This is a genomic window from Bradyrhizobium sp. URHD0069, assembly GCF_000701345.1.
In the GTDB taxonomy this organism is placed as follows: Bacteria; Pseudomonadota; Alphaproteobacteria; order Rhizobiales; family Xanthobacteraceae; genus Bradyrhizobium.
This window is the reverse complement of sequence record NZ_KL370776.1, coordinates 200588-216945: the sequence shown is the minus strand read 5'-3', so window position 1 is coordinate 216945 and position 16358 is coordinate 200588. Positions and strand designations below refer to the sequence as shown.

The 16358-nt window shown below is 63.7% G+C and carries 12 protein-coding genes and 1 pseudogene; all 13 read right to left on the bottom strand.

Translation table 11 applies throughout. The annotated features are described in order from the left end of the window. Entirely contained in the window at positions 1-1782 is a 1782-nt protein-coding gene (gene ftsZ / locus N554_RS0133320; RefSeq protein ID WP_029587402.1) for a cell division protein FtsZ, read from the bottom strand. Positions 1783-1869: 87 nt separating this feature from the next. Further along, entirely contained in the window at positions 1870-3192 is a 1323-nt protein-coding gene (gene ftsA / locus N554_RS0133315) for a cell division protein FtsA (RefSeq protein ID WP_029587401.1), read from the bottom strand. Continuing rightward, positions 3189-4169, bottom strand: coding sequence for a cell division protein FtsQ/DivIB (locus N554_RS0133310; protein WP_029587400.1), 981 nt, complete (start codon positions 4167-4169; stop codon positions 3189-3191). Before N554_RS0133310 ends, ftsA begins: the two co-directional genes overlap by 4 nt. Further along, positions 4136-4517 (bottom strand): annotated as a pseudogene (locus tag N554_RS39325) (D-alanine--D-alanine ligase); the annotation flags it as partial. The gene N554_RS0133310 and the pseudogene N554_RS39325, both read right to left, overlap by 34 nt. A gap of 9 nt (positions 4518-4526) precedes the next feature. Continuing rightward, positions 4527-5516 (bottom strand): D-alanine--D-alanine ligase family protein, encoded by a 990-nt coding sequence (locus N554_RS0133305; protein ID WP_029587399.1) that lies wholly within the window; start codon positions 5514-5516, stop codon positions 4527-4529. A 110-nt stretch (positions 5517-5626) separates the two neighbouring features. After that, positions 5627-6544 (bottom strand): UDP-N-acetylmuramate dehydrogenase, encoded by a 918-nt coding sequence (gene murB / locus N554_RS0133300; protein WP_029587398.1) that lies wholly within the window; start codon positions 6542-6544, stop codon positions 5627-5629. Between the two features lie 76 nt (positions 6545-6620). Next, a complete protein-coding gene (gene murC / locus N554_RS0133295) occupies positions 6621-8024 on the bottom strand; it encodes a UDP-N-acetylmuramate--L-alanine ligase (protein ID WP_029587397.1) in 1404 nt (467 codons plus the stop codon). 140 nt (positions 8025-8164) lie between these two features. Continuing rightward, entirely contained in the window at positions 8165-9265 is a 1101-nt protein-coding gene (gene murG / locus N554_RS0133290) for an undecaprenyldiphospho-muramoylpentapeptide beta-N-acetylglucosaminyltransferase (protein ID WP_029587396.1), read from the bottom strand. 99 nt (positions 9266-9364) lie between these two features. Then, the gene (gene ftsW / locus N554_RS0133285) at positions 9365-10516 is read right to left on the bottom strand and encodes a putative lipid II flippase FtsW (protein ID WP_029587395.1); all 1152 of its coding nucleotides are present in this window, start codon (positions 10514-10516) and stop codon (positions 9365-9367) included. Between the two features lie 296 nt (positions 10517-10812). Further along, the gene (murD, locus tag N554_RS0133280) at positions 10813-12213 is read right to left on the bottom strand and encodes a UDP-N-acetylmuramoyl-L-alanine--D-glutamate ligase (protein ID WP_029587394.1); all 1401 of its coding nucleotides are present in this window, start codon (positions 12211-12213) and stop codon (positions 10813-10815) included. 107 nt (positions 12214-12320) lie between these two features. After that, the gene (mraY, locus tag N554_RS0133275; protein ID WP_029587393.1) at positions 12321-13427 is read right to left on the bottom strand and encodes a phospho-N-acetylmuramoyl-pentapeptide-transferase; all 1107 of its coding nucleotides are present in this window, start codon (positions 13425-13427) and stop codon (positions 12321-12323) included. 10 nt (positions 13428-13437) lie between these two features. Next, positions 13438-14877: a UDP-N-acetylmuramoylalanyl-D-glutamyl-2,6-diaminopimelate--D-alanyl-D-alanine ligase gene (locus N554_RS0133270; protein ID WP_029587392.1), complete on the bottom strand. Its 1440-nt coding sequence runs from the start codon at positions 14875-14877 to the stop codon at positions 13438-13440. Next, positions 14874-16334: a UDP-N-acetylmuramoyl-L-alanyl-D-glutamate--2,6-diaminopimelate ligase gene (locus tag N554_RS0133265; RefSeq protein WP_029587391.1), complete on the bottom strand. Its 1461-nt coding sequence runs from the start codon at positions 16332-16334 to the stop codon at positions 14874-14876. The genes N554_RS0133270 and N554_RS0133265 overlap by 4 nt, the downstream gene beginning before the upstream one ends. Positions 16335-16358 lie beyond the last annotated feature (24 nt).

Here is a 16358-nt window from a genome sequence, read left to right as displayed (position 1 = left end):
TCAGGTGGCCTGGCGACGCAGGAAGGCGGGGATATCCAAATGATCGTCGCCCTGTGGCGTCGGGGCAACAGGTGCCGGGCGTCCGTGAGCGTCCAACCCCTGGGGAGCGGGCCGGCGGGCATATTCCGATACCGGCTCGTTAGCCGCGATTTGCTGCGCGACCGAGCGCTGCGGCCTCCGCTCCGGCAGCGCCGGCATTGGGGCCATTGCCGGACCCGAGCCGCGGGCCGCGATCGGCGGCTCGGTCTCTTCGTCGCGACGCCCCAAACCGACATTGGCAAGGCGCTGCAGCAGCGACATCCGGGTCTTTTGCGGATGCTCCTCCTCAACTTCGCCGCGGGCATGCCGAATTTCATTCTGCGCCGGCATCGGCAGGTCTTCGAACTTCGGCATCCGCGGGGCGCGAACCGGCGCGCGTTCGGCCGGTTGTGGGATGAAGGTCTCGGGCGTCGCGGGCTCATGGGCCTCGACGCGTGCCGCGTCGTGATCCGGGAACAAGGTCGGCTTCTGCGCAATAGGGCGAACCATGACGTCGCCGTAGGATGCGGGCTGGAGTGCAACCTGCTGCTGCGTCTCGGGCGCCACCGCTGCGGCGATCGCCGCCAGCGCCGCACGCTCGACGCTGTTCGAGTTGCGCTGCGCAGCGGGAGCCGTCGGCGCCGCATTCGACGTATCCTGTTTCCCGGCGCGCTCGGAAAGGCGCGCATTATCGGCGCGCAGCCGCGCGGTCAGATCGGCCAGACGGCTGTCCGGGGCGTTTGAAGGCACTGCATTGTTCACCGTTGCAGCCGGCGCGGCTGCATTGCGCGAGATCAGCGCCTGTTCGATGCCGGTAGCAACGACGGAGACGCGGATTACGCCATCGAGGGTCTCGTCGAAGGTGGCGCCGACGATGATGTTGGCGTCCTGATCGACCTCTTCGCGAATCCGGGTTGCGGCTTCGTCGACCTCGAACAACGTCAGGTCCTTGCCGCCGGTGATCGAGATCAACAGGCCGCGCGCGCCCTTCATCGAGGAATCGTCAATCAGCGGATTGGCAATGGCGGCTTCGGCCGCGGTCAAGGCGCGCTTCTCGCCGGTGGCTTCGCCGGTACCCATCATCGCCTTGCCCATCTCGCGCATCACCGCGCGAACGTCGGCAAAGTCGAGATTGATCAGGCCTTCCTTGACCATCAGGTCGGTGATGCAGGCGACGCCCGAATAGAGCACCTGGTCGGCCATCGCGAAGGCGTCGGCGAAGGTGGTCTTTTCGTTGGCGACCCGGAACAGGTTCTGGTTCGGGATGATCAGGAGCGTATCGACCACCTTGTGGAGCTCGGCGATGCCGGACTCGGCGGTGCGCATACGGCGCTGACCTTCGAAGTGGAACGGCTTGGTGACGACGCCGACGGTGAGGATGCCCATGTCGCGCGCGGTCTTGGCGATGACGGGCGCGGCACCTGTGCCGGTGCCGCCGCCCATGCCGGCGGTGACAAACACCATATTGGCGCCGGAGAGATGGTCGCGGAGTTCGTCGATGACTTCCTGGGCCGCGGCCGCGCCGACATCCGGCTGCGAGCCGGCGCCGAGGCCTTGCGTGACCTGGGTGCCCATCTGCACGATGCGTTGCGCCTTGGACATGGTGAGCGCCTGCGCGTCGGTGTTGGCGACGACGAAATCGACACCCTGCAATCCGGCAGTGATCATGTTGTTGACGGCATTGCCGCCAGCTCCGCCAACGCCGAAGACGGTGATCCGCGGTTTCAGCTCGCTGATGTCAGGGGGGGTAAGATTGAGTGCCATGGTTGCCTCTCGATTACGCGCGCGTTGGTTCGCCCCGGCCGACGGCCGCGGGGGTTGGTGAAAGCCGAATGGGGCGGAAAAGATTCATCAGAAGCCCTCGCGAAGCCATCGTCCGACCTTTCCGAAATAGCCGTCAGTCCCTGTCCTGAGCTGCCGCGTATGCCGCGGTTCGACGTGTTCAAGATGAGCGTATTGCGGGTAGACCAGCAGACCCGAGGGAACCGCGAACGATGCGCTCTTCGCCTCACTGGGTAGCCGGCCGAAGCCGAGCGGACGGCCGATACGCACCGGCCGGCCGAGAATCTGGGTTGCGAGTTCGGGAATGCCGGTGAGCTGCGAAGCGCCACCGCTCAACACAACTCGCGCCCTCGGCTCCGAAGCAAAGGGGGAATCCGCGAGCCGGTCCCTGACCATTTCAAAAATTTCCTCGGCGCGGTGCCGGACAATGTTCGCGATCGTGGCGCGGGACACGATCTGCGGAACATCGCGTTCGTTGTCGCCGGCCGTCGGCACGGACATCAACTCGCGCGCATCGGACCCGCCGGTCAGTACGGTGCCATATAACGTCTTGATTCGTTCGGCATCGGCAATGCATGCGCTGATGCCGCGCGCAAGATCCATGGTGATGTGTTGCCCGCCGAGCGCAAACCCGCTGGCATGCACGAAGCGCCCGCCGGAATAGGTCGCGATCGTCGTGGTGCCGGCGCCCATCTCCACCACGGCAGCGCCAAGATCGGCTTCATCGTCGGTCAGTACCGACAGGCCTGCCACATAGGGGCTCGCCGCCATGGCTTCGACGTTGAGATGACAGCGCTCGACCACCAGCATCAGATTCTTGGCGACCGTCGCATCTAGCGTGACCACGTTCATGTCGACGCCGAATTGCCGCGCCACCATGCCGCGCGGATCGCGAATGCCCTTGACGCCATCGAGCGCGTAGCCCACCGGCAGCGCATGCAGCACGGTGCGGCCCTGCCCGGTGGCATGGCGCATCCCGGTAGAGGTGATGCGGTTGACGTCGGCGACGCTAACCGCGCCACCGCGAATATCCGACGCGGCTTCGATCAACTGGCCATGCAGCCGGCCGCCGGATACAGAGAGCAGCACGGACTCGACCCGGACCTTGGCCATGCGTTCGGCCAGCGCCACCGCCTGACGCACCGCCTGTTCGCATTCGGCGAGATCGACGACCGCGCCGGCCTTTACGCCGCGCGACTGAATCTGGCTGTACCCGATCAGTTCGACGGCATGGCTGCGTCCGCGCAGAGCGTCGCTCGGCGGGCACGGCTTCAACCGCGCGATCATGCAGGCAATCTTGCTGGTACCGATATCGAGGCATGCCACCAGCGCGGTGCGCTTCTGCGCCATCGGGCGCGTCTTCGGCGTTTGGGTGCGATCAAGGCCGGTCATGCGTCACCGGCTTTCTTCTTCAGCTTCTTGTCCTTGAACAATTCTTCACGGGCCTTGGCTGCGTCTTCCGACAGCTGCACCGTCAGCCGGCCCGGCAGACGCATGTCGACGGCGACGATATCGCGGGAAAACAGCCGGTCTTCCTTGTCGAGCTTGCTCAACGCCGCCAGCGCGTTGCCGACGTCATTTTCCGGCAACCGGATGTCGAGGCCGTCCTTGAGCCGTAGGTTCCAGCGCCGCTCGCCGACGAAAATCGCGGCCTTGGTCGCTGCCTGCACCTGCGGATAGCGCGCAAGCAGCGCGAGGAAATCGCGGGCGCGGGTTTCGGCGCCCTTGCCGACGACCAGCGGCAGCGAGATAAAGCGGCGCGACGCATAGGGCTGAAGCACCGCGCCGTCATCCGAAATCACCGACAGCCGCCCATCCTGCTGCCACAGCGCGAACGCCGAACGTTCGACAATATCGATCTGGAGCTGGCCGGGATAAAGCTTCAGCACCGTCGCATCGGCGATCCACGGATTGGCTTTCAGCTTGTCGCGCACGATAGCCGCATCAAGGAACAACAGCGACGAGCGGCCGTTGACGCCGCCGGCCGCGAGCACCTCGTCCTGGCTCAGTTGCCTGCGGCCATTGATGGCGACCGCCGTGATCCGGAATCCGGCGGAGTTGGCGATTGCATTGCGGATATCGCTCAAGCCCGAGGTCAATTCCTCGACGTGGCCGCCCTTGACGATCCCGAGGCCGGCGCTGCCCAGCAGTATCAAGACGGTCGCGGCGATGCCGGCGCGGCGCGGAACGTAACGCTCGAGAAGCGCGATCAGGCGGTGCGGTTGTTCGCGTTCCAGCGGTTTGACGGCTGCGCGCCTCGAGCCCAGCCACTCGCGCAACAGCACGACCGCGCCAATGGCGGCCGCTTTCAGATCAGCTTGGGGCCTCGGCGATCTCAGCGATCGAGCGAGGCGTCCTCCACCATCCATTGCACGAGCTCGTCACATGTTGTGCCCGCAAACACTGCGAGTCCTGGCACCTGTGACGTCTCGGTCATGCCGGCTGGGTGCTGGCCTCTGGTAGAAGAGGCCAAGTGTTCCCTCGATGCGGTCGTCGAAGCGGAAATCCGCACGGCTCACGCCCCGGCAGCCAAGCGCCACATGCGCCGCCAGCGTTAACCTTCGGACTTCCTGGTAAACAAAGGGTAAACGAGGTGAAGGTTGGAGGTATTTTGATCCATCTTCTGAGTACTTTGCCCGGTAATCGTAAATTTTTACCGGGGGAACGGTCTGGCTCACCCCGCTCGGCTGGCCTTCGACCGTCGCGCCGCAGAGTTCCGTCGTGACCTACTTGTGCGTGCGCTTTACCGCCAGTGCAATCTGGTCTCTCAGGAAATCGACGAATTCGATTCCCTGGGCCTGGAGTGCCTTCGGATAAAGCGAGGCCTTGGTCAGTCCCGGCAAGGTGTTGGTTTCGAGATAAATCGGTCCCTTGTCCGAAACAATGAAGTCTGAACGGGAATAGCCGCTGCACGACAGCGCTTGGTGCGCTTTGAGCGCTTGGTCCATGAGTTGTGCGCTGACTTCAGGTGCAAAACGCCCGGGGCAGATTTCCTGCGTCGCTTTGGCCAAATACTTCGCCCTGTAGTCGAACTCACCCTCCGCCGGGATGATCTCCACCGGCGGCAATGGCGTAAGCGAACCGTCCAACTGCTCCAGCACGCCACAAGTCGCTTCCACGCCTGCGATGAACGGTTCAATCAGATAGTCTTCGGTCTTGGCGGCGTTGCGGACGGCGGCGAGGTCCTGTTTCGAATTGACGAATATCAAGCCGTAGCTCGATCCGTCGCGTGTCGGCTTGGCAATCAGCTTGCCGTACTCGGCGAGAGCCGTCTCGGCATCTTCCAGCGCCACGCCGATTGGCGCCCTCACCCCCGCAATGGCAGCAAAGCGCTTGGCAGCTATTTTGTCGAACGCGAGATGCGACGAAGCGGAGCCGGAACCGGTGAATGGAATCCCGCGGATTTCGCACATCGCCTGAAGCTCGCCATTTTCGGCCGTGCCGCCGTGCAAGCCGAGCACCAGCAGGCGGTTCTCGGCCTTTGCCCGATCAAGCGCCTGTTCGATGCCGCCGATCCTTTGATCAGCCGGCTTGAACGGCTCTTCGAACGGCCGCGAATGCTTCAGAAGCGCTTCAGACCGGATTTCATATACGCTGTCATCGAGATCCCAGAACCACAGATCAGCTTCGTGTAAAGCCGAATGCACGGCCTGAGCGCTGGCCACCGACACCAGGCGCTCCTTGTTCGTGCCCCCGAAAAGAATGGTGTTTCGCATTAGCTCATTCCGCCGATCTATCTCTTTCGTCATTCCGGGATGGTGCGCAAGCACAGACCCGGAATCTCGAGATTCCGGGTTCGATGCTTCGCATCGCCCCGGAATGACAATTAGGGAAGCCCGATCCGCTTGATTTCCCAGTGTAGCTCAATTCCGGAATTCTCTTTCACCCGCGCGCGAACCGTCTCGCCTAGGGTTTCGATATCATGGCCGGTGGCGCTACCGGTATTGATCAGGAAATTGCAGTGCATTTCCGAGACCTGCGCGCCGCCGACACGCAGACCCCGACAGCCGGCAGCATCGATCAGCTTCCAGGCGCTATGGTCCGGCGGATTCTTGAAGGTCGAGCCGCCGGTCTTTTCGCGAATCGGCTGCGCGGTTTCGCGGTGGTTTTGCACCTCGTTCATCCGCACGCGAATGGCATCTGACGCGGCCACGGCGCCGCAAAAGCGCGCGGAAGTAAAAATGATGGAAGTGTCGACGCCGCTGTTGCGATAGACGAACTTCATATCCGCGTTGGTGAACGTATGTCTTTTGCCGTCGCGGCCGATGCCGCTGGCCTCGATCAAGACCTCCTTGGTCTCGTCGCCATTGGCGCCGGCGTTCATGCGCAACGCGCCGCCGATGGTGCCGGGAATGCCAAAGAAAAATTCCAGTCCGCTGATATTGGCCGCAGCGGCCGTTTCGGCCACCCGCTTGTCGAGCGCAGCCGCGCCGGCGGTAACGATGTCGCCTTCGGCGCTGGTCGCGCCGAACCCGCGCGGACTGAGTCTGATCACCACGCCGGGCATGCCGCCATCGCGCACGATCAGGTTGGAGCCGACGCCGACGACATAGACCGGAAGCTCGCGCGGCAGATGCGCGAGAAAATAAGCCAGGTCGTCTTCATCCGACGGCGTGAACAGCACCTGCGCCGGACCGCCGACCCGAAACCATGTCAGCTCGGCGAGCGACTGGTTTGCCAACAGCCGGCCGCGCAATTCCGGCATCGCGGCTTTGAGATCGGGTGTGATGTCGGGGAAAGTCATGCGAATTCATCAAGGCAATTAATTTCGTCATGGCCGGGACAAGCCGGCCATGACGAACTCGGAAGCAGCGGACCCATCACCCCAGCACCTTCAATTCGCCCGGCAGCGCGTAGGCCCATTGCGTGATGTTGCCGGCGCCAAGACAGACGACAAAATCGCCGCGGCCGGCGACGTCGTGAACCACACCCGCAAGCGCAGCCGAATTTGTCAGCGGAATCACTTCGCGATGCCCGTGCGCGCGCAGACCCAACACAAAATGATCGCGGTCGATGCCGGCAATCGGCGCTTCGCCGGCCGGATAAACCTCGGCGACGACGACCGTATCGGCGTCATTGAAGCAGGTACAAAATTCCTCGAACAGCGATTGCAGCCGGGTGAAACGATGTGGCTGCACCACGGCGATGATCTTGCCGTTGGTGGATTCGCGCGCCGCCTTCAGCACCGCCGCGATCTCGACCGGGTGATGGCCGTAATCGTCGATGATGGTGACGCCGTTCCATTCGCCGGTTTTGGTAAAGCGCCGCCGCACGCCGCCGAAACCGGCGAGGGCCTTGCGGATCGTTTCATCGGACAGGCCGAGTTCGTGGGCGACTGCAATGGCCGCCGTGGCATTGAGCGCGTTGTGCCGTCCCGGCATTGGCAGCACGAGATCGGCGATCTCATGCGCCGCATCGGTCTTGCGATCGCGAAACACCACCTTGAAGGTGGACCCGCCGCCGTTCGGATGGAGGTCGAGCAGCCGCGCATCAGCCTGCGGATTTTCGCCGTAGGTGACAATGCGGCGATCCTCGATCTTGCCGACGATGGTCTGCACCACCGGATGGTCGATGCACATCACCGCGAAGCCGTAGAACGGCACGTTCTCGACAAAACTTCGGAACGCGTCCTGCACCGCGTCGAATGTGTTGAAGTGATCGAGATGTTCGGGATCGACGTTGGTGACGATAGCGACATCGGCCGGCAGTTTTAAGAACGTGCCGTCGCTCTCGTCGGCTTCCACCACCATCCACTCGCCGGCGCCGAGCCGGGCGTTGGTGCCGTAGGCATTGATGATGCCGCCATTGATTACGGTCGGATCGAGATCGCCGGCGTCAAGCAAAGCCGCGACCATCGAGGTCGTGGTGGTCTTGCCATGGGTGCCGGCGATAGCGACGCAGCTTTTCAGCCGCATCAGTTCGGCCAACATTTCGGCACGCCGGACCACGGGGATGCGCTGCGCCCGTGCCGCCATCAGCTCGGGATTGTCGCGCTTGATCGCGGTCGATACCACCAGCACATCGGCGCCGGCGACGTTCTCGGCCTTGTGGCCGACGGTAATGGCGATGCCCTTTTCGCGCAGGCGGTTGACATTGGCGCCCTCGGAAGCATCGGACCCCTGCACGGTATATCCGAGATTGCACAGCACCTCGGCGATGCCGCTCATGCCGATGCCGCCGATCCCGACGAAGTGGATGGGTCCGATCTCGCGCGGCAATCTCATGGTTGGTTCCCCGGGGCGATATCGCCCACGAAAGCGGACGATCCAGTATTTCGCGTAGCTAGCTATTCAAATCAGCCGTGCGCTGTACTGGATGCCCCGCTTTCGCGGGACATGACAAGGGCAATTTTGTTCGCAACCGCCTAGATTCCGGCCACTTTCATCACCAGATCGGCCAGCCGTTCAGCGGCATCGAGGCGGCCGATAGTACGGGCGCCCGCGGCCATCGCGGTCAATCGCGCGGGCTCGGCGGCGAGTGCGGAGATTTCGGCGGCCAGCCGGTCGGGCGTGAAATCCGCCTGCGGAATCCGAAGCGCGCCCTTGGCCTGCACCAATACGCCGGCATTGACGAACTGATCCTGGTCGATCGAGCCGGGCAGCGGCACCAGGATCGATGGGCGGCCGATCGCACCGAGCTCGGCCACCGTGCCTGCGCCAGATCGCGAAATAACCAGATGGCTCGACGCCAGTCGCGCCGGCAAATCGCTGAAGAACGGCGCCAGCTCGGCGGTGACCTTAAGCCGGTCATAGACCATGCGGACGCGCATCATGTCTTCTTCACGCACTTGCTGGGTAAGGACCAGCCTGCTCCACAGCGCCGGCTCCAGCCGCTCGATCGCGCCGGGCACGATATCGGCCATCACGCGCGCGCCCTGGCTGCCGCCGACCACCAGCAACCGAAGCGGCCCGGTCGGTTCGGGGGACACAAACTTCACCGCGGCGGCTGCAAGGATCGCCGGCCGCAGCGGCGTGCCGACGGTGGTTGTTTTCCCGGCCAGCTTCGGATCGCGATCAAGCGCGCCCGGCAGCGATGTGGCGATCGCGCTGACGTGACTTGAAAGAAAACGGTTGGCGCGGCCGAGCACCGCGTTGGCTTCGTGAATGACGCCGGGTATCCGGAACAACCGCGCGGCCACCAGCGGCGGCAGCGTCGGATAGCCGCCGAAACCGACCACCGCAGCGGGCCGCAATTTTCGCAGCAGGTTGAACGAAACGGCGGCGCCGGCGGCGAGCATCGCGCCGGTGTAGGCCAGCGACCACGGCATGCGGCTGTGCACGGTGGCGCTCGGCACCACGTCGATCGTTCCCCCGGAGAACAATCCGCTATAGCGGAGCGCCCGGGAATCGGTGGCGAGACGCACGCGCAAGCCACGCTTGATCAATTCAACGCCGAGCGCCTCGGCGGGAAACAGATGACCGCCGGTACCGCCCGCGGCCAAAAAAACTAAAGGCGCAATGGTCATTGGCGCAATCTGGGTTGCTTCGTCACTTCGTTCCTCGCAACGACGAAAAGCGCGTCTTTGCCGCGAGGTCAAGCCTAGCCAAGGTCAAGCTAGCCAGGATCAAGCATAGCTGCGCACGGCGTTGGCGTCGCCGATCGATTCCATCTCAGTGCGCGGCCGCTGCCGCGTCAGCGCCAGCATCATACCGACGCTATAGGCCAGAGAAATCATCGACGAGCCGCCGTAGGAGATGAACGGCAGCGTCATGCCCTTGGCCGGTATCAGCTGCAGATTGACCGACATGTTGATCGCTGCCTGCACGCCGAACAAGATCGCCAAACCCGACGCGGCAAAGCGCGTGAACATATCCTCGGTGGAATAGGCGCGCGCCAGCGAGCGGATCACGACGAAGGCGAACAGCGCGAGCAGCGCCAGGCAAAGAATGATTCCGAATTCCTCAGCAGCGACCGCGAACACAAAGTCCGTGTGGCTGTCCGGCAGGCTGCGCTTGGCGATGCCTTCGCCGGGCCCAAGTCCGAACCAGCCGCCATTGAAGAATGCCTCCATGGCGGTATCGACCTGGAAGGTATCTCCCGAGGCCGGATTCATAAACCGCCTGATACGGCCTGCGACATGTGGAACCAAAAGATAAGCCCCGAACAGCCCGGCGCCGGCGGCGCCCGCGAGCCCCAACACCCAGATCATCCGCATCCCGGCGATAAAGAACAAGGCCCCCCATACCATCAGGATCAGCATGGTCTGGCCGAAATCAGGTTCCATCACCAGGAGTGTTACCAGCAGCATCAACAGCACCAGCGCCATCGACGTCGCCGGCATTTCCGGCCGCCGCGCCGATTCCGCGAACAGCCACGCCGCGATCACCACGAAGGCGGGCTTGGCGGATTCCGACGCCTGGATGTTGATGCCGATCAGGGTGATCCAGCGCCGCGCGCCCTTGACCTCGGGACCGATCAAGAGCGTCGCCACGATCAGCGCGATGCTGAGCGCGAACACGATCAACGCGCTGCGGCGAATCTGCCGGGGCGAGAGGAACGACACGCCGATCAGCACGATGAAGGAGGGCAACAGAAACAACAGGTGGCGATTGAAGAAGTGGAACGGATCGAGCCCGATCCGCGTCGCCACCGGCGGACTGGCCGCCAGCGAAAAAATGATGCCGCCCACCATCAGCGCGATGATCGCCGCGAGCAGTGGACGGTCAACCGTCCACCACCACTCGCTCAAGGGGGTGCGTTCTTCACGGGAGATCATGGGCGTCCCCAAAGGCGGAGGTTTGCCCATTGGTCGCCCATGATGGTTTCCGAAGGGTTAACGAATTGGAAATGTTTTGAGCGAGGTGGGCAGCGGCTTCGTTCCGCGGATGCTGCACAGCGCGTTGCAGCATAAAAAGTCGTCATACCCGCGAAAGCGGGTATCCAGTATGCCGCAGCCTACCGATCGAGCCGCGCTGGCTCTGGAATACTGGATCGCCCGCCTTCGCGGGCGACGACAGTTGTAAGTGAGGCGGCTGTAAGTGAGGAGGCTGCAAGTGAGGCGGCCGTGCGCCGTCACACCACTGGCTTGACGCCTGATAGCGCGGTGACGAGGTCGCGAAAGCGGGCGCCGCGGATTTCAAAATTGCGGTACTGGTCGAACGAGGCGCAAGCCGGCGACAGCAGCACCACCGGATCGGCCAACCCCGAGGCTTCCGCGTCGCGCGCTGCATTGGTCACGGCAACCTCGAGCGTTTCCGAGATCTCGTGCGGCACGCGGTCGCCGAGCGTGCCCGAAAATTCCTGCGCGGCCTCGCCGATCAGATAGGCCTTGCGGATGCGCGGGAAATATTCTGACAGGCCCGTGATGCCGCCGAGTTTCGGCTTGCCGCCGGCAATCCAGAAAATATCGGCGAAAGACGACAGCGCATGCGCGGCCGCATCCGCATTGGTTCCCTTGGAATCGTTGACGAACAGCACATTACCGCGGCGGCCGACCTGTTCCATGCGATGCGCCAGCCCAGGAAAGCTGCGCAGGCCGTTCTGCAAAGTTTCAGAGGATATCCCGAGCGCCAGCGCACACGCCGCAGCGCAGGCGGCATTCTGCGCGTTGTGCAGACCGCGCAGCGAACCGATGCCGCCGATCCGCGCAATCTCGCTGCGCGCGCCGCCGGAGGCGCGCCAGATGATTTCACGCTCGACATAAATGCCGGCCGGCAGCGGATTTTTCACCGAGACTCTGACCACGCGTCGGCCCGCCTGCTCGATCCGGTCGGCGGTGTTCCGGCTCCAGCCGTCATCGACGCCGACGATCGCAGTGCCCTGCGGCTGCACGCCGGCGACCAGCCGCTCCTTTACGGCGGCATAATGTTCGAGCGTGCCATGGCGATCGATGTGGTCTTCGCTGACGTTGAGCAGGATGCCGACGGAAGGATCGAGCGAGGGAGATAAGTCAATTTGATACGACGACATCTCGATGACGTGGACCCGCCCCATCCGCGGCGGCTCCAGCGACAGGATCGCGGTGCCGATGTTGCCGCCCATCTGGGTGTCGTAACCGGCGACGCGCATCATATGCGCGATCAGGGCGGTCGTGGTCGATTTGCCGTTGGTGCCGGTGATGGCGACGAATGGCGCGTCCGGCGCATGACGCCGCCGCTCCCGGCAAAACAATTCGATATCGCCGATCACCTCAATACCGGCCTCGCGTGCGGCCAGCACGCTCCAGTGCGGAGCCGGATGGGTGAGCGGCGCGCCGGGCGTGAGCACCAGCGCCGCGAAATTCGCCCAAGACACCGTTCGCAAATCTGCCGTGATGAACCCGGCTTGCGCGGCTTCGGCAAGCTTGTCGAGGCCGTCGTCGCTGGCGATCACTTCCGCCCCGCCCGCCTTCAGGGCGTGACAGCTCGCAAGGCCCGAGCCGCCGAGCCCAAACACCGCAACCGTCTTGCCCGCAAACGAGGTGACGGGGATCATGATTCAGCACGTCATTCCGGGGCGTGCGAAGCACGAACCCGGAATCTCGAGATTCCGTATTGCCGCTTCGCGGCCTCCGGAATGACGACTGAGAGGATACAAAACACTCACCGCAGCTTCAGCGTGGAGAGGCCGGCCAGCGCCAGCATCACCGAGATGATCCAGAACCGGATCACGATTTGCGGCTCAGTCCAGCCCAGTTGCTCGAAATGATGATGGATCGGCGCCATCCGGAAGATGCGCTTGCCGGTGAGCTTGAAGGACGCGACCTGGACGATCACCGAGACCGCTTCCAGCACGAACAGTCCGCCAATCACGGCGAGCACGATCTCATGTTTGACCGCGACCGCGATCGAACCCAGCATGCCGCCGAGTGCGAGCGAGCCGGTATCGCCCATGAAGATCGACGCCGGCGGCGCATTGAACCAGAGGAATCCCAGTCCCGCACCCAGCACTGCGCCGCATAATACCGCGAGCTCGCCAGTGCCGGCGACGTAGTTGAGCTGCAAGTAGTCCGAGAATACAGCGTTGCCGGCAAGATAGGAGATCATGCCAAAACTCGCCGCCGCGATCATGACAGGCACGATGGCGAGACCATCGAGACCGTCGGTCAGATTTACGGCGTTGCCGGCGCCGACAATGATAAACGCGCCGAAGAACACGAAGAACCAGCCGAAATTCAGCGCCACGTCCTTGAAAAACGGAATCACCAAAGAGGTTGAGAACGGGTCGCGTCCGAGCCGTACCAGCGCGTAGCACGCGGCGAGCGCGATAACGGCCTCGATAGCGAGCCGGATTTTTCCCGCGAAGCCGCTATGGGTCTGCTTGGTCACCTTCAGGTAGTCGTCGTAGAAGCCGACGAAGCCAAAGCCCAGTGTCACCGCGAGCACGATCCAGACGTAGGGATTGAGCGGATTGGCCCACAGCACCGTCGCGACCACCAATCCTGAAAGGATCATCAGGCCGCCCATGGTCGGCGTACCCTTTTTGGTGAGGAGATGCGATTGCGGGCCGTCGGTGCGGATCGGCTGACCCTTGCCCTGGCGAAGCCGGAGGTGATCGATAATCCAGGGGCCGAACAGGAAAACGAACAATGCACCGGTCACCATCGCGCCGCCGGTGCGAAAGGTGATGTAGCGAAACACGTTCAAAAACGTGCGGAACACGCCCATGCCGGGAACGGTGTTGGAAAGATCAATCAGCCAATAAAACATTCAATCCGCCCTATACCGCGGCTTCGTCGAGCGCGGTCCCGCCGGGAAAGCGCTTTTCGAGCGCATTGACAATCGTTTTCATCTTCGAGCCGAGCGATCCCTTGATCATGATCGCGTCGCCGGCACGTATGGCAGCAACCGCCTGCGCTTCGAGAGCCGCCGCGCTCTCCGCATACCCGCCCCGTTTACCCGTGGAAAGAGCGTCCCACAAGTTACGCATCAGCGGACCACAACAATAAACGAGATCGATGTGGTTGGACCTGATGGCGTCGATCAGCCCGCGATGCAGTGCGGGGGCCGTTGGGCCGAGTTCGAGCATGTCGCCGAGTATCGCGATGCGGCGGCCGCGCGGGCCGACTGCGGCCTGGCCGAGCACGTTGAGAGCCGCCGCCATCGAGGCCGGATTGGCGTTATAGCTTTCATCGATCAATGTGGCCTCGCCGTTGGCGACCTCCAGCGCACGGCGGGCACCGCGACCTGCCGTCGATTCGATCTGCGACAGCGACAGCGCCGCCCGCGCAAGGTCGGCACCGACCAGCGATGCGGCGGCCAATACCGCCAGCGAGTTCATCGCCATGTGACGGCCGGGCATGCCGAGTTTATAAGTAACATCGTTGCCGAGGATATTGGCGTGCACGGCCGAGCAGGTGGCGTGCAGTGAGATATCGAGCAGCCGCGCATCGGATTTCTTGTCCGAGCCGAACGAGACGATACGGGAGATGCCGAGATTTTTGGCGCGTTCTGTTAAACGGTCAAATTGCGAATTGTCGCGGTTGAGCACCACCGCGCCGCCGGGCTCGATGCCTGCAAAAATCTCCGCTTTGGCGTCGGCAATCGCCTCGATGCCGGCAAAGAACTCCAGATGCACGGGTTCGATCGTGGTGATGATAGCCGCGTGCGGCCGCACCATCTTGACCAGCGGCTCGATTTCGCCCGCGTGATTCATGCCGATCTCGAAGATCGCAAAACGCGCCGTCGCCGGGCATCGCGCCAGCGACAGCGGCACGCCCCAGTGATTGTTGAAGGACGCGGCAGAAGCATGGGTCTCGCCCTGTGCGCCCAACACGCGCCGCAACGCCTCTTTGGTTGATGTCTTGCCGACCGAACCGGTCACCGCGATCACCTGCGCGCTCAGACGCGCGCGGGCGGCGCGCGCGAGTTCGACCAGACCGGCGAGCACGTCGTCCACAATCAACAACGGCGCGTCGGATGCGAACTTCTCGCGCTGCGGGGCCTCAACCACCGCCAGCGCGGCGCCGGCCTTCAACGCCGCGTCGACGAAATCATGCCCATCGTGAACATCGCCCTTGATCGCAAAGTAAGCCTCTCCCGGCGCAATGGTGCGGCTGTCGATGGAAAGACCGGTAACCGCTTCCGGCAACGCGCCCTGGATCGACGCGCGCATGGCTTCCGCCATCGCGTGAAGGGTCCACAGCGGGGCCGCACTCATGCGACCCTCGGCGCAAGTGCGGCGGCAACCGCGTCGTGATCGCTGAACGGCAGCACGCGGTCACCGACAATCTGTCCGGTCTCGTGGCCCTTGCCGGCAATCAGCAGCGCATCGCCGGGCTGCAGACCGGCAATCGCAGTGCGGATGGCGTCGGCGCGATCGCCGATGTCCTTTGCGCCCTTCGCAGCGCTCAGGATCGCGGCGCGAATCAGGTCGGGATTTTCGCTGCGCGGATTGTCGTCGGTGACGATGACGCTGTCGGCATTTTCGCTGGCAATCGCCCCCATCAAAGCACGCTTTCCGGCATCGCGGTCGCCGCCGGCGCCGAACACCACGACGAGCTTGCCCCTGGCGTAAGGCCGCAGCGCCTGCAGCGCCTTCGCCAGTGCGTCAGGCTTGTGTGCGTAGTCGACGAAAATCGGCGCGCCGTTGCGCTCCGCAACCCGCTCCAGCCGGCCCTTCGCGCCTTCGAGATGTTCGAGGGCCGCAAAAACGGCTTTCGACTCACTGCCGGTGCCGATCGCGAGGCCGGCGGCTACCAGCGCATTCTCGATCTGGAATTCGCCGACCAGCGGCAGCCGGATTGCGTGCTGGTGCCCGCGATGTTCGAGGTTCAGTTTTTGCGCAAAGCCGTCGATGTCGGCCGCGATCAGGCGAATCCCCTCGCCTGCACCATCGCCCTTGCCGCCGACCGCGAGGATCCGCAAGCCCCGCGCGCGCGCAGCCTCGATCACGGCCTGCGAGCAATCATGATCGGCTGAAATGATCGCCGCGCCATCGGCTGCGACCAGATCGCGGAACAGCCGCAGCTTGGCGCCAAAGTAGTGCGCGACATCAGGATGGTAGTCCATGTGGTCGCGCGAGAGATTGGTGAAGCCGCCGGCCGCGATGCGCACGCCGTCCAGCCGATACTGATCGAGCCCGTGCGACGACGCCTCGAATGCCAGGTGCGTAACGCCATCGCGCGCAATCTCGTCGAGCTGCCGATGCAGCTCAATCGGATCCGGCGTCGTCAGTGAGCCGTAGACGTTGCGCTTCTGCGACACCAGCCCAATGGTGCCGATACTGGCCGACGCGTGACCGAGCCGCTGCCAGATCTGCCGCGTGAAGGCGGCGACCGAGGTCTTGCCGCTGGTGCCGGTCACGGCGGCGATGGTTTGAGGTTGCCGCGAATAAAATTTCGCCGCGGCGAGCGCCAGCGCGCGGCGTGGATTGGGCGTGACGACGAACGGCACGCGCGAATTGCCTTGCGGCGGATGATCGCCCGCGATTGCGGCAGCGCCGGTGGAAATCGCCGAATCGATGAAGCGCGCGCCATCGGTCTTGCTGCCGGCGAGCGCAAAGAACAGGTGGCCCGGCTTGACCATCCGACTGTCCGCGGCAAGGCCAGTGATCACAACCGCTTCCGCCTGCGGGTCGATCGTGGCGTCATCGCTGAACAGTTCGCGAAGTTTCATTGTCTTCCAGTTCGGCCGGCGCGT